This is a genomic window from Streptomyces caeni (assembly GCF_042678285.1).
Taxonomy (GTDB): domain Bacteria; phylum Actinomycetota; class Actinomycetes; order Streptomycetales; family Streptomycetaceae; genus Streptomyces; species Streptomyces caeni.
The window spans coordinates 26,485-39,810 of record NZ_JBHUDX010000018.1 but is presented as its reverse complement, the minus strand read 5'-3'; the positions used below and the strand labels follow the sequence as shown (position 1 = coordinate 39,810).

Genomic DNA, 13,326 nt, shown 5'->3' with positions numbered 1-13,326 from the left:
CTCATGCGGCAGGCCGGTGGCATCCCGGCCGTGCGTCAGCGCTTGGTCGTGTCCGTCGGCTCCGTGACCGGGCGTGCGCTGGTCACATCGCCGGGCGCGGCCTGGATCGTGCGCTGGGCCGGGGCCTCGTCGTTCGGCGGGCCGGCCGGTGCGGACGGCTTGCCGTCCTCCTTCATCGCCTTGGCCTCGCTCTTCAGGATGCGCGCGGACTTGCCGAGGGAGCGCGCCATGTCCGGAAGCTTCTTCGCGCCGAACAGCAGGACGATGACGACGAGGATGAGAATGATCTCGGGAGCTCCGAGCCTTCCGAACATGTCTTTACCTTCTCACCGAGGCGGCATGGGTGGGGGTTGCTGTCCGATCGGCCGGACACATGTCCGACCATCGTGCAGCGATCGTAACGCTCAGGGGTGAACGCAGGGCAATCCCCGGGCGTACTCCCGGCCTGCGGCCCGCGCCTCGTTCTCCGGACCGCGATCTGCAGCGTACCTGCCCGCGCAGATCAGGAGACAGGCCGAAGCCGCCCATTACGTATCCATGGGGCGACTCATACCGGATCCACGAAACGAGCCGGTTCCAGGGGCACTTCGGGGAACACCGCACGCGGGGAGCGCCCGTGCGCGCCCTCATGTCCGGTCCGCGGCGCGCGCGGCTCCCACGGCGGCCCGCTCCAGGTCCTCCGCGGCACGGTTGATCCGGCGCGCGGAGTCCGCGACCTGCCGCCCCAGCCGCTGCGCCTCCACGAAGACCCGGACGGCGAGCACGCCGAGAACGGCCAGCCCCAGGAACCCGAGGGCGATCGCGAGCATCGGCCAGAACATGACGCCGAGCCTAGAGGGTCGAGTGCAGCCGCAGCGTCCGCACCCCGCCCCCGGTCAGGAGCTCCACGATGCGCTCACCCGCCGGCTTGCGGACGGACGCGCCGCACTCGGGACAGGTGAAGGAGTAGAAGGTGCGCTCGCTGGTGGCACCGATGGCCAGCCGCAGGGCGCCCGCACCGAGCTCGAAGCGGGCCCTGCAGTCCGGGCAGCCCGCCCTGAACACCACATCGGCCACCCGTCTCATGCCCGCGAACGCCGTCCGCACCGACATCTCCCCGGGACCGGGCGCCGGCGCACCGCCCGTCACACCCGGCCGTTCCGACGTACCAGACATCGCCGACGTGCTCACAGCCTCTGCTCCTGCCTGTCGTACAGCCCGTCCTGAACTCCGTCCGGCCCCTCGTAGGCCGCCAGCGCCTCACGGGCCGCCCGGCGGGCGCTGTCCGCGAGGCCCTGCGGCGACACGATCCGGCCGTCCCTCCCGAGCCGCAGCGCCAGCCGTCGCAGCGACGCCGGGTCCGGGGTCCGCAAGGTGATACGCAGCCCGCCGTCCGGCAGCTCATCGGCGCTGTCGTGCGGGTAGTACTCGGCGACCCAGCGCCCGCCCGGCCCGACCTCGACGACGACCTCCGGGTCCTCGGCGGCGGGCTGGACGAGCCCCTCCGACAGGTCGCGCAGCTCGATCTCCGGCGGCGCCGACGGCTCGTCCAGGATCTTGATCTCGGCGACCCGGTCGAGCCGGAAGGTGCGGCGCGCCTCGGAACGACGGCACCACGCCTCCACATAGGTGTGGCCGACGCTGACGAGGCGGATCGGGTCGATCTCACGCTCGGTGACCTCGTCGCGAGCCGGCGAGTAGTAGCGGATCCACAGGCGGCGGCGCTCGGAGATGGCCCGGTCGACGTCCGCGAAGACGCCGCCCTCCGACTCGAAGGTCACCGACAGGCGGGAGCTGGCACCGGCCGCCTCACCGGCCGCGGTCTCCACCTTGGCGGTGGCGCGCAGCAGCGCCTGCCGGTCGCTCTCGCGCAGGCCGGGCAGGGTGGCGACAGCCCGCGCCGCCACCAGCAGCGCCGTGGCCTCGTCCGCCGCCAGGCGCAGTGGCTCGGCCGCCTCCGCCCCGAGGGCGGCGGGGTTGTACCACCAGATGCGCTCGCCGTCGGTGTCGATGTCGAGCAGGTCGCCGCCGCGGAAGCTGGTGCCGCACATGGGCAGCACGTCGAGGTCCGAGACCAGCTCGTCCTCGGTGATGCCGAAGGCCCGGGCGACGTCCTCGATCCGCGCGCCGGGGCGCTCCCGCAGATACGTCACCAGGGACAGCATCCGCCGGGTCTGGTCGATGGCGTTCGCGGGCCTGGCCGGTCTGCCTGCCACTGTCGTCCCCTCCCCCTCAGCCCTCGGCCACGGCGCGCAGCCGGTCCACCACGTCGGCCCGCAGCTCGGCCGGCTCCAGGACCACCACGTCGGGCCCGAACTCGACCAGCCATGCGTCGAGGCCGTGCCCGTACGGAATCTCCAACTCGTCCCAGCCGTCGTCGAGTTCCCGTACGGCGGTCGCCTTCGCCCGAAGGGGGTACCCCGCGCCCGCGCGCAGCCGGATCAGGGCGCTGCGATCGGCGATCTCCCCCGCCCAGCCCGCCACGGTCTCGCGGACGGTGACCACGTCCGGCACCTCGGCCGTGAAACCGCCGCCACGGGAACGCACCTTGCCGGTGATCCGCGACAGGCGGAAGACGCGCTCCGCGCCGCGGTCGCGGTCCCACCCCGCCAGATACCAGTGGCCACGCCAGCACTCCAGCGCCCATGGCTCGACATGGCGCGGCTCCGGGTGGGCGGCGGTGGCCTTGCGGTAGTCGAAGAGGACCGGCCGGCGGTCGCGGCAGGCCAGCATCAGCGGCTCGAAGGCGGCCTCGTGCACGGGGATGCGCGGCTCCAGGGCGCCGTGCGCCTCGTACGGGTCCACCTCCTCGGGCAGCCCCGCGGCGCGCAGCTTCTGCAGGGCACCGCTGGCGGCGCCGGCGAGCCGGGCCTGCTGCCACACCTTGGCGGCCAGGCCGAGAGCGGCGGCCTCCTCCGCGTCGAGGGTGATGGGCGGCAGACGGTTGCTGTCACGGCGGGCGAGATAGCCGACCTCGCCGTCCAGGTTCTCCACGGTCTCGATGACCAGGCCCAGCTCGCGCAGGTCGTCCTTGTCGCGCTCGAACATGCGGTTGAAGGAGTCGTCGGAGCCGGCCGTACCCCTGTCCGGGCCGGACGCCGCGCCTCTCGCCGCCCCGGAGGCCACGCCTCTTCCCGGCCCGAAGGCGACCCCTCTTCCCGGCCCGAAAGCCTCGACGTACGCCTCGATGGACTCCCGCAGCTCGCGCTTGCTGAGCGGCCGCCGCGTCCCGAGCAGACACAGCGCCAGATTCATCAGCCGCTCGGCCTTGGCAATGGCCATCGATGCCCTTCGCCTTCCCTGTGGTGCTTACGATCGACGACCGTACCGCTCGCACGTGTCGTGACAAAAGCCGAGGGCCCATGCCCGCTCGGGCATGGGCACCAGGTGATCGCTTCCGGTCCGGGTCCGGGCCGTCGAACCAGACGCCGACCAAGTCGCAGACGAAGATCAGCGTCTCGCCCGGCTTAAGCCGAGGGCCCATGCCCGCTCGGGCATGGGCCCCGGGTGATCGCTTCCGGTCCGGGTCCGGGCCGTCGGATCAGACGCCGACCAGGTCGCAGACGAAGATCAGCGTCTCGCCCGGCTTGATCCGGGCACCCGCACCGCGGTCGCCGTAGGCGAGGTGGGGAGGAATGGTCAGCTGACGGCGGCCGCCGACCTTCATGCCCTGCACACCCTGGTCCCAGCCCTTGATGACCTGGCCGACGCCGAGCTGGAACCTCAGCGGCGTGCCGCGGTTCCAGGACGCGTCGAACTCCTCGCCGGTGGAGAAGGCCACGCCCACGTAGTGGACGGAGACGGTGTCGCCCGCCTTGGCCTCCGGGCCGTCACCCTCCCAGATGTCCTTGATCTCGAGGCCGGCCGGGGGCTCGCCGCCCGGGAAGTCGATCTCGGGCTTCTCGATACTCACGTCAAAAGCTCCTGCTTGTTCGTGTTGAGGCCATTGCGGCACCACCGACACTCTCATATCCCCGCGGGGGTTACATCTTCGCGAGGATGTCCACGGAGAAGACCAGGGTGGAGTCCTTCTGGATACCGCTGCCCGCGGGCGGGTTGTCGCCGTAGCCCAGCTTCGGCGGGACGACGACGAGCACCCGGCTGCCCACCTTCTTGCCCGTCAGTCCCTGGGCCCAGCCCTTGACGACCTGCTGCAGCGAGAACGAGGCGAGGTCGCTGCGGCCGTACGTGGAGTCGAACTCCTTGCCGGAATCCCACAGCACACCCTTGTACTGCACGAGAACGGTGCTGTCCGCCGTGACCGGGGCTCCGTCGCCCTCGATCACATACGTCGCGGCCAGAGCGGTCGGGGCCTTCGTCTTCGGCACCTCGATGGAGGGTGCCTTGCCGTCGGTGTTGGTGCCGACCTTCGGCAGTGCGGCGTCGTTCTGGGCGACGGCCTTGCCGCGGGCGGAGCTCTTCGCGTTGAACGTGTTCTTGATGTCGACCACGAAGACCAGCGTGTCGGTGCCCTTGATACCCGCCTGGGCATTGCCCTGCGTGCCGTAGCCCCAGGCCGGGGGCACGGCCATCAGGACGCGGCTGCCGGTCTTCTTGCCCTGCAGGGCGTACCGCCAGCCGTCGATGATGCTGCCCTGGGCCAGCCGGATGACCAGCGGCGTCTTGCGGTCGTAGGAGTTGTCGAAGACCTTCGCCGTGTCCCAGATCTGGCCGAGGTAGTCCGCCTGGATGTAGTCGTTCTCCGCGACCGTGCGGCCGCCGCCCGCGATCACCGTCTTCACCGCCAGGTCTTTCGACGGCGAGCCGTTGCCCTTGGCCACGGTGGGCTTCTCACCGAACTTGGTGCCCGCGGTGATGGCCGGCAGCGGCCCTTCGACGATCTTGGGGGGTGCGCTGGGGGACGACGCGGCCGAGGACGAGGGGGAAGAGCTGGTGTCGGCCTTGCCGGACGAGTCGTCGCCGCATCCGGCAAGCGTGACCAGTCCGGCGGGCACAGCGGCGAGGAGAAGGGAGCGTCGGCGCACGGTGGGGGCCTCGTATCGGTCGATCTTGTTGATGGCGTGCGCGCAACTCTACGGCGTGAGAAGGGCGCCGCACGGCAAACGTACGGCGCCCGCGTTGCGTTCCGGCGGCACACCGCCGGAACGCACGGCTCACATTCCGGCGATCAGCTTCTCCACCCGGTCGTCGACCGAACGGAACGGGTCCTTGCACAACACGGTCCGCTGCGCCTGGTCATTGAGCTTGAGATGCACCCAGTCGACCGTGAAATCACGGCGCTGCTCCTGCGCACGCCGGATGAAGTCGCCGCGCAGCCGGGCCCGAGTGGTCTGCGGAGGAACCGACTTGCCCTCGAAGATCTTCAAGTCGTTGCAGATCCGGGCGGCTTGCCCCTTCTTCTCCAGCAGGTAGTACAGGCCGCGGCGCCGGTGGATGTCGTGGTAGGCGAGGTCTATCTGGGCGACCCGCGGGTGCGACATCGTCATGTTGTGCTTGGCGCGGTACCTCTCGATGAGCTTGTACTTCATCACCCAGTCGATCTCGGTGCCGATCCGGTCCAGGTCCTCGGTCTCGATCGCGTCCAGCGTGCGGCCCCACAGCTCCAGGACCTGCTCGACGGTCCCGGTGCGGATGCCGCGGCGCTCGCAGAAGTCCACGGCCTTCTCGTAGTACTCGCGCTGCACCTCCAGGGCCGATGCCTCGCGGCCACTGGCCAGGCGCACCTTGCGGCGGCCCGTGATGTCGTGGCTCACCTCCCGGATCGCCCGGATCGGGTTTTCCAGGGTGAGGTCGCGCATCACCGTGCCCGCCTCGATCATGCGCAGCACCAGGTCCGTGGCGCCCACCTTGAGCAGCATGGTCGTCTCGGACATGTTCGAGTCGCCGACGATGACGTGCAGACGGCGGTAGCGCTCGGCGTCCGCGTGCGGCTCGTCGCGCGTGTTGATGATCGGCCGGGAGCGGGTGGTCGCCGAGCTGACGCCCTCCCAGATGTGCTCGGCCCGCTGGCTCACGCAGTACACCGCGCCCCGCGGGGTCTGCAGCACCTTGCCGGCGCCGCACAGCAGCTGCCGGGTGACCAGGAACGGGATCAGGATGTCCGCGAGCCGCGAGAACTCGCCGTGGCGCGCCACCAGATAGTTCTCGTGGCAGCCGTACGAGTTGCCCGCCGAGTCGGTGTTGTTCTTGAAGAGGTAGACGTCACCCGCGATTCCCTCCTCGTGCAGGCGGCGTTCCGCGTCGACCAGCAGTCCTTCCAGAATGCGCTCGCCGGCCTTGTCGTGGGTGACCAGCTCGATCACATTGTCACACTCGGGTGTCGCATATTCCGGATGCGAGCCCACATCGAGATAGAGGCGGGCGCCGTTGCGCAGGAACACATTGCTGCTACGGCCCCATGACACGACACGGCGGAAGAGGTACCGCGCCACCTCGTCAGGCGACAGACGGCGCTGTCCCCTGAACGTGCACGTGACGCCGTACTCGTTCTCCAGCCCGAAAATGCGGCGGTCCATGACTGAACATTACGCCCGATCCCCCGACCTGAAACGGGGTTCGACGGCACGGTTTGGATCATTTTCCGGTGAAGCCGCAACCACCCCGCCCCCGGCGGGAGCTGCGAGGAACCGCCCCGTGGTCACCAGCACCAGCAGGGACGCCCCTCCCGCGGCACCCGGCACCGTGAAGCCCCACAGGGCCCCGCCCCCCTGCACCACCGGCCCCGCGAGCGCCGTCCCGGCCGACGCGCCCACGGTGAACGTCGTCACCAGCCAGGAGAACGCCTCCGTGACCGTCCCCCTCGGCGCGTGCCGGTCCACGATGACGAACGCACAGGCGATGCACGGCGCCAGGAACACCCCCGCGAGCCCCGTCAGCGCCGTCATCGCCGGCGCGCCCGGCAGCAGCATCAGCGGCAGATAGCTCAGCGCCAGACACCCCACCAGCACCCGCAGCCGCCGCTCCGGCGCACCGGACCACCGCCGCGCCCCGTACAGCGCGCCCCCGACCAGCGCCCCCAGCCCCAGAGCCGCCATCAGCCGGCCGTACACCGCGTCACCGCCGTGTTCGTCCGCGTACGACAGCGCCGCCACCGTGATCGAGCCCAGCGCCACCCCGACGAACAGGAACGCGCCCAGCAGAGCCAGCAGCCCCGGCGAACGCAGGGCACCGAGCCAGTGCGCCTCACGCGGCGCCGAACGCCACGCCCGCGACGGCGGCGACACCACCACGGACAGCGCCCCCAGCACACCGACGGCGCTCAGCACCACCAGGGCCGCCTCCGCCGACCACAGCGACACGCACATGGTCACCAGCAGCGGCCCCACGGTGAACATCACCTCCTGCGCCACCGCGTCCATCGCGTACGCCGTGTGCACCTGCTCCTCCCGCCGCAGCACACAGGGCCACAGCGCCCGCAGACCGCCCTCCAGGGGCGGCGTGGACAGCCCCGCGACCGCCATGGCCGCATACGCCGCGGCGGACGGCTCGACACCCGTCAGGGCGAACACCGTCATGGCCAGGGCGGACACCAGCGCGGCCGGCAGCTGGACCCGCGGCTGGCCGTACAGGTCCACGAGCCGGCCCAGCGCCGGCTGTCCCACGGCGTTGGCCACCCCGTACACCGCGGCGAGCGCCCCGGCGAGACTGTAGGTGCCCCCCTCGGCGCGCACGAACAGCACCACCGCGATCGCCGCGGTCGCGTTCGGCAGCCGGCCCACCAGCGTCCCGACGAGCAGGCGCGCGGCATGCCTCGCCCTGAGGATCTCCAGGTATCCCGCGGCCATGGCCCACCCTTCTCACGGCAAGGTGCGAGGTTGTACGTATAACGCCATCCGTTATACGTACCATGAGCGCTGACCACGAGTCCAGATGAAAGAGCAGGTCACCGGTGGCACACGGGAGCACGCGACCCACCAGCCGCGACGTCGCCCGCGCCGCAGGCGTCTCCCAGGCCGCCGTCTCACTCGTCCTCGGCGGCAAATGGCGCGGCCGCGTCTCCGAAGCCACCGCCGAACGCGTCCGGGCCGCCGCACGCGACCTCGGCTACCGGCCCAACCTCGCCGCACGCAACCTCCGCCTCGGCCGCACCCGCACCGTGCTCCTCGTCGTCCCCGCACTCACCACCGAATTCTTCGCCGGCGTCTACACCGGCGCCGCACGGATCGCCGCACGGCACGGCTTCGGCATCGTCCTCTACCCCTCGCCCGAAGGCGTCGGCCCCGCCCGCGACCCCTTCCACTCCGCCCAGGCCGCACTCGACGGCGTCATCGCCTCCTCCATGGCCGCCGACGCCCTCACCGCGATCCACGGCGACCAACTCCCCCTCGTCATGCTGGACAGCGACCCCGACGGCAGCCTCGGCGCCGCAACCGTCAACCTCGACATCGGCGACGGCGTACGCCAGGTGGCCGAACACCTGCTCGCCCTCGGCCACCGCCGCTTCCTCCACCTCGCCGCCGACATCCCCTCCTGGACCTTCCGGACCCGCGCACAGGCACTGGCCGCCCATCTCGCCCGCGTACCCGGCACGACCCTCCGCACCACCCGTGCGCCCATCGCCATCGACGACGCCCGCGCCGCCACCGAAGCCGCCCTCACCGCCCCCGGCCCCCGACCCACCGCCCTCGTCTGCGACGACGACAAACTCGCGGCCGGCGCCTACAAGGCCGCCCGGCGCCTCGGTCTGCGCATCCCCGACGACCTCTCCGTCACCGGCCTCGACGACCTGGCCCTCGCCACCGCCCTCGACCCCGAACTCACCACCGTCCGCCTCGACGCGGAACTCTTCGGCGAACGCGGCATGCAGGCCCTCCTCGCCGTCCTGGAAGGCCACACCCCCCGTCAGGGCGACATCCCCGTCGAACTGATCGTCCGCGGCTCCACCGCCCCGCCCGCCCCCTGACACACCCCCCGCACAACACGGAGACGCCGCGCGCCCCGGCCGAAAACGGCCGGGGCGCGCGGCGGCACCCGAGTGAGGCGCGCACTCCTCACACGACGGCGCGGGTCGTCACTCCGCGCCCTCCGAAGACTCCGCCTCCTCCTCGGCCTCCGAAGCGGTGGACGCACCGTCCGCCTCCAGCAGACGCGACAACTGACGGCCCACGATCCGCTTGAACTTGCGCTTCTGCGGACGCGTACGGTCCAGAACCGCCACCTCCAGGCGCTCGGCCGGGATCTCCCGCTCACTGCCGTTCGTGTCACGAGACAGCGCCTGCACCGCCAGCTTCAGCGCCTCGGCCAGCGACATCCCGTCACGGTGCCGCTGGTCCAGAAAACTGCCGATCTGCTCCGCGTTGCCGCCCACCGCGACCGAACCGTGCTCGTCCACGATCGACCCGTCGTGCGGCAGACGGTAGATCTGATCGCCCTCCGGGGTCTCCCCCACCTCGGCGACCACCAGCTCCACCTCGTACGGCTTCTCGGCCGCACTCGAGAAGATCGTGCCCAGCGTCTGCGCGTACACGTTCGCCAGACCGCGGGCCGTCACATCGTCGCGGTCGTAGGTGTAACCCCGCAGATCGGCATAGCGCACACCACCGATCCGCAGATTCTCGTACTCGTTGTACTTGCCGGCGGCCGCGAAGCCGATCCGGTCATAGATCTCGCTGAACTTGTGCAGCGCACGGGACGGGTTCTCGCCGACGAAGACGATGCCGTCGGCGTACTGCAGCACGACCAGACTGCGGCCGCGCGCGATGCCCTTGCGGGCGTACTCCGCCCGGTCGGCCATGGCCTGCTGGGGGGAGACATAGAACGGCGTCGACACCGGTTACCCGTCCCTTTCTGTCGTAGTCACTGGATCACCCTGGCAACAACCCCGCGGCCCTCAGAGCAGCGCGGCCCGCGGGCCGTCGGGCTGCTCCATGCGCCGCTCCAGCACCGAGCGGGCGATCCCGGAGGACTCGTCGTCCGTCAGCCGGCGGAAGCCGTCCTCGGTGATCACCGTGACGATCGGATAGATCCGGCGGGCGACATCGGGACCACCGGTCGCCGAGTCGTCGTCTGCCGCGTCGTACAGGGCCTGCACCACCAGCGTCGTGGCCTGCTCCTCGGTCAGGTCCTCACGGAAGAGCTTCTTCATGGCGCCACGCGCGAAGATCGACCCGGAACCCGTCGCCGCGAAGCCATGCTCCTCGGAGCGGCCGCCCGTCACGTCATAGGAGAAGATACGGCCCCTCTCGCGGTCCAGGTCGTAACCGGCGAAGAGCGGGACCACGGCCAGGCCCTGCATGGCCATGCCCAAATTGGAACGGATCATGGTCGACAGGCGGTTCGCCTTGCCCTCCAGGGACAGCTGGGCGCCCTCGACCTTCTCGAAGTGCTCCAGCTCCAGCTGGAACAGCTTCACCATCTCCACGGCCAGACCCGCCGTGCCGGCGATGCCGACCGCGGAGTACTCGTCCGCCGGGAACACCTTCTCGATGTCCCGCTGCGCGATCACATTGCCCATGGTCGCCCGCCGGTCACCGGCCAGCACGACGCCCCCCGGGAACGTCGTGGCCACGATCGTGGTGCCGTGCGGGGCCTCGATCACGCCCTGGGTGGGCGGCAGCTGCCGCTTGCCGGGCAGCAGCTCGGGCTGGTGCTCGGCGAGGAAGTCCATGAAGGACGAGGACCCAGGCGTCAGGAAGGCAGCTGGTAGACGCCCGGTGCTACGAGGGTTGGCTTCCACGCGTTTCCTTCCACGTATGTCGCAGCCCGCCTCATGACGTCGGGCCGATCCTTGAACTGCCCCAGTGCGGCATTGCAGCTGAAGCACAGTACGCCACGGACCCTACCCGTCTCATGGCAGTGATCCACATGTTCGGCCGGGGCGGCAAGACAGACGCAGCAAACGCCTGCTGGGGAAGCGACCGGTTCGTCACGTTCGGCTTCGGTGATGCCGTACTGGCGCTTCAGGTGTCCTTGCCGCCCCTGGACCGCACGGCACGCCTTGCAGCGCGTCGACAAGCCGTCGGACGCGGTGGCGTTGCGATGCCATTCACCGCGAGGTTCGACCTCACCGCATGTTCGGCAGAGCTTGTGCCCTGGCGGAACGGCCACCTTCTCCCGTACCGGTTTGCCCATTGCCTCGCGGCGGCGCCGGTAGTGCGCAGCGCCGTACTGCGCCACGCACTCCCGGCAGCGCATCTGAAGCCCATCGCGCCGATTCCTGTCCCGAGCGAAGGCGGCGAGAGGCAACTCCCTCTTGCAGCCTGCGTATCGCTTCTCGGACGGCTCTCCCGCCACTCCGCCCCCCCAACCTTCGATCTGAAGGAAGAAGCAGCCCTCTGCCTCTTACTGGCCACCTTTTTGCACGAAGCTCCGCACGAAATCCTCGGCATTTTCCTCGAGTACGTCATCGATTTCATCGAGAACCGAGTCCACGTCATCGCTCAGCTTCTCGTGCCGCTCCTTCAGGTCCTCGGACGCCTGCGCGTCCTGCGCCTGCTCCTCGACCTCCTCCGTGGAGCGCGTCGCCTTCTGCTGCCCGCCGCCGGTGTCCTTGGTCGCCATAACCCTCACCCCGCTCAGTTCGCCCGACATGGTCGGCATTCGTGCCGATCGGTGATGATCAGACCCTACAAGCCGGGTCCGACATCGGCCCCGCAGTTCTTCCAACGTACGGGGGCCACCTCCATGATTCCCGGCCGCGGGGTTTTACACCCCGTCCGGCCGGTACCGGCCCCGGGTATCCGTTCAGCCCCCGGACAGAACCCTGACCAGGTCTTCCGCCGTGCGGCAGCGGTCGAGGAGCTCCTTGACGTGATTACGCGTTCCGCGAAGCGGTTCCAGGGTTGGCACGCGCTGGAGCGAGTCCCGGCCGGGCAGGTCGAAGATCACCGAGTCCCAGGAGGCCGCCGCGACGTCGTCCGCGTACTGCTCCAGGCAGCGGCCGCGGAAGTAGGCGCGGGTGTCCTCAGGCGGGCTTGTGCGGGCCTTCTCGACGTCGGCCTCGTCCAGGAGTCGCTTGACGCGTCCGCGGGCCACGAGGCGGTTGTACAGGCCCTTCTCGGGGCGTACGTCGGCGTACTGGAGGTCGACGAGATGGAGGCGGGCGGCATCCCAGTCGAGGCCGTCCCGGCGGCGGTAGCCCTCCATGAGCTCGCGCTTGGCGACCCAGTCGAGTTCTCCGGCGAGGCTCATGGGGTCGTTCTCGAGGCGGTTGAGGGTGTCCTCCCAGCGGGCGAGGACGTCCTTGGTCTGCTCGTCGGCGTCGGAGCCGAAGCGCTCCTCGACGTATTTGCGCGACAGCTCGTAGTACTCCATCTGGAGCTGGACGGCGGTGAGTGTGCGGCCGCTGCGGAGGGTGACCAGGCGCTTGAGGGTGGGGTCGTGGGAGACCTGGTGGAGGGTGCGGACGGGCTGGTCGACGGCCAGGTCGACGGCGATGAAGCCGTCCTCGATCATGGAGAGGACGAGGGCGGTCGTCCCCAGTTTGAGGTAGGTGGAGATCTCGGAGAGGTTGGCGTCGCCGATGATCACGTGCAGGCGACGGTATTTCTCGGCGTCGGCGTGCGGCTCGTCCCGGGTGTTGATGATGGGGCGCTTGAGCGTGGTCTCCAAGCCGACCTCGACCTCGAAGTAGTCGGCGCGCTGGCTGAGCTGGAAGCCGTGTTCGTGTCCGTCCTGGCCGATGCCGACGCGGCCTGCTCCGGCGAAGACCTGGCGGGAGACGAAGAAGGGCGTGAGGTGGCGCACGATGTCAGAGAAGGGGGTTTCCCGCCTCATCAGGTAGTTCTCGTGCGTGCCGTAGGAGGCGCCCTTGTTGTCGGTGTTGTTCTTGTAGAGGTGGATCGGCTGGGCGCCGGGGAGCTGGGCGGCTCGTTCCGCCGCCTCCGCCATGATCCGCTCGCCGGCCTTGTCCCAGAGGACGGCGTCGCGGGGGTTGGTGACTTCGGGCGCGCTGTATTCGGGGTGTGCGTGGTCGACGTAGAGCCGTGCGCCGTTGGTGAGGATCACGTTGGCGAGGCCGATGTCCTCGTCGGTGAGCTGGCTGGCGTCGGCGACCTCGCGGGCGAGGTCGAAGCCTCGGGCGTCCCGCAGCGGGTTCTCCTCCTCGAAGTCCCAGCGGGCCCGGCGGGCCCGGTGCATCGCCGCCGCGTAGGCGTTGACGATCTGGGATGAGGTGAGCATGGCATTGGCGTTGGGGTGGCCGGGGACGGAGATGCCGTACTCCGTCTCGATACCCATTACTCGCCGTACGGTCATGCGGCCCTCCTTGCCAGGCGGCGCCCTCGGTCGGGGGCGGCGCTCAAGTACCGCTGGTGCTCCGGTGCGCGTGCGGTGCCCGTCCCCGCACGGCGCGACGCGGCGGTACGAAAGAGCCTAGAACGCCTTTGCGCTGGTGGGGAGATCATTTGCGTCATTGCCTTGCTCCAGCCGTGGCCTGAAAACAGGCGG

Annotated in this window: 15 protein-coding genes; 1 reads left to right on the top strand and 14 read right to left on the bottom strand. The window is 70.1% G+C overall.

The features are described from left to right. Positions 1-35: 35 nt before the first annotated feature. The 9 genes from tatA to ACFSL4_RS07175 form a co-directional block, all read right to left on the bottom strand. A complete protein-coding gene (tatA, locus tag ACFSL4_RS07215; protein ID WP_381079739.1) occupies positions 36-314 on the bottom strand; it encodes a Sec-independent protein translocase subunit TatA in 279 nt (92 codons plus the stop codon). A gap of 312 nt (positions 315-626) precedes the next feature. After that, complete coding sequence (locus ACFSL4_RS07210) at positions 627-821, bottom strand: hypothetical protein (protein ID WP_381079737.1); 195 nt, start codon at positions 819-821, stop codon at positions 627-629. A 10-nt stretch (positions 822-831) separates the two neighbouring features. Next, entirely contained in the window at positions 832-1,092 is a 261-nt protein-coding gene (locus ACFSL4_RS07205; protein ID WP_381079776.1) for a hypothetical protein, read from the bottom strand. Between the two features lie 74 nt (positions 1,093-1,166). After that, the gene (locus ACFSL4_RS07200; RefSeq protein WP_381079735.1) at positions 1,167-2,195 is read right to left on the bottom strand and encodes a helix-turn-helix transcriptional regulator; all 1,029 of its coding nucleotides are present in this window, start codon (positions 2,193-2,195) and stop codon (positions 1,167-1,169) included. Positions 2,196-2,211: 16 nt separating this feature from the next. Further along, on the bottom strand, positions 2,212-3,261 hold the full coding sequence (locus tag ACFSL4_RS07195) for a helix-turn-helix transcriptional regulator (protein WP_381079733.1): 1,050 nt from the start codon (positions 3,259-3,261) through the stop codon (positions 2,212-2,214). A 259-nt stretch (positions 3,262-3,520) separates the two neighbouring features. Continuing rightward, on the bottom strand, positions 3,521-3,892 hold the full coding sequence (locus tag ACFSL4_RS07190) for an FKBP-type peptidyl-prolyl cis-trans isomerase (protein WP_381079731.1): 372 nt from the start codon (positions 3,890-3,892) through the stop codon (positions 3,521-3,523). A gap of 70 nt (positions 3,893-3,962) precedes the next feature. Next, on the bottom strand, positions 3,963-4,964 hold the full coding sequence (locus tag ACFSL4_RS07185; RefSeq protein WP_381079729.1) for an FKBP-type peptidyl-prolyl cis-trans isomerase: 1,002 nt from the start codon (positions 4,962-4,964) through the stop codon (positions 3,963-3,965). A gap of 129 nt (positions 4,965-5,093) precedes the next feature. Next, positions 5,094-6,455 carry a Pup--protein ligase gene (pafA, locus tag ACFSL4_RS07180; protein WP_381079727.1) on the bottom strand — a complete coding sequence of 454 codons (1,362 nt, stop codon included), beginning with the start codon at positions 6,453-6,455 and terminating at the stop codon, positions 5,094-5,096. Between the two features lie 9 nt (positions 6,456-6,464). Beyond that, positions 6,465-7,724: an MFS transporter gene (locus ACFSL4_RS07175; protein ID WP_381079725.1), complete on the bottom strand. Its 1,260-nt coding sequence runs from the start codon at positions 7,722-7,724 to the stop codon at positions 6,465-6,467. 104 nt (positions 7,725-7,828) lie between these two features. On the opposite strand from ACFSL4_RS07175, the gene ACFSL4_RS07170 reads away from it, so the two are divergent. Then, complete coding sequence (locus tag ACFSL4_RS07170; protein ID WP_381079723.1) at positions 7,829-8,842, top strand: LacI family DNA-binding transcriptional regulator; 1,014 nt, start codon at positions 7,829-7,831, stop codon at positions 8,840-8,842. 108 nt (positions 8,843-8,950) lie between these two features. Here ACFSL4_RS07170 and prcA read toward each other — a convergent pair whose 3' ends face one another. The 5 genes from prcA to dop form a co-directional block, all read right to left on the bottom strand. Then, positions 8,951-9,709, bottom strand: a complete 759-nt coding sequence (gene prcA, locus ACFSL4_RS07165) for a proteasome subunit alpha (RefSeq protein ID WP_381079721.1) — start codon at positions 9,707-9,709, stop codon at positions 8,951-8,953. A gap of 60 nt (positions 9,710-9,769) precedes the next feature. Further along, positions 9,770-10,615, bottom strand: a complete 846-nt coding sequence (prcB, locus tag ACFSL4_RS07160; RefSeq protein WP_381079719.1) for a proteasome subunit beta — start codon at positions 10,613-10,615, stop codon at positions 9,770-9,772. Beyond that, a complete protein-coding gene (locus ACFSL4_RS07155; protein ID WP_381079717.1) occupies positions 10,567-11,172 on the bottom strand; it encodes an endonuclease VII domain-containing protein in 606 nt (201 codons plus the stop codon). The genes prcB and ACFSL4_RS07155 overlap by 49 nt, the downstream gene beginning before the upstream one ends. A 48-nt stretch (positions 11,173-11,220) precedes the next feature. Beyond that, positions 11,221-11,439 (bottom strand): ubiquitin-like protein Pup, encoded by a 219-nt coding sequence (locus ACFSL4_RS07150; protein ID WP_030608326.1) that lies wholly within the window; start codon positions 11,437-11,439, stop codon positions 11,221-11,223. Positions 11,440-11,622: 183 nt separating this feature from the next. Continuing rightward, positions 11,623-13,134, bottom strand: coding sequence for a depupylase/deamidase Dop (gene dop, locus ACFSL4_RS07145; protein ID WP_381079714.1), 1,512 nt, complete (start codon positions 13,132-13,134; stop codon positions 11,623-11,625). Positions 13,135-13,326: the final 192 nt, after the last annotated feature.

Excerpts from the sequence above, each read along its gene's own strand:
- tatA (WP_381079739.1), bottom strand. The coding sequence starts at position 314 with ATGTTCGGAAGGCTCGGAGCTCCCGAGATCATTCTCATCCTCGTCGTC.
- ACFSL4_RS07210 (WP_381079737.1), bottom strand. The coding sequence starts at position 821 with ATGTTCTGGCCGATGCTCGCGATCGCCCTCGGGTTCCTGGGGCTGGCC.
- ACFSL4_RS07205 (WP_381079776.1), bottom strand. The coding sequence starts at position 1,092 with ATGTCGGTGCGGACGGCGTTCGCGGGCATGAGACGGGTGGCCGATGTG.
- ACFSL4_RS07195 (WP_381079733.1), bottom strand. The coding sequence starts at position 3,261 with ATGGCCATTGCCAAGGCCGAGCGGCTGATGAATCTGGCGCTGTGTCTG.
- pafA (WP_381079727.1), bottom strand. The coding sequence starts at position 6,455 with ATGGACCGCCGCATTTTCGGGCTGGAGAACGAGTACGGCGTCACGTGC.
- ACFSL4_RS07175 (WP_381079725.1), bottom strand. The coding sequence starts at position 7,724 with ATGGCCGCGGGATACCTGGAGATCCTCAGGGCGAGGCATGCCGCGCGC.
- ACFSL4_RS07150 (WP_030608326.1), bottom strand. The coding sequence starts at position 11,439 with ATGGCGACCAAGGACACCGGCGGCGGGCAGCAGAAGGCGACGCGCTCC.
- dop (WP_381079714.1), bottom strand. The coding sequence starts at position 13,134 with ATGACCGTACGGCGAGTAATGGGTATCGAGACGGAGTACGGCATCTCC.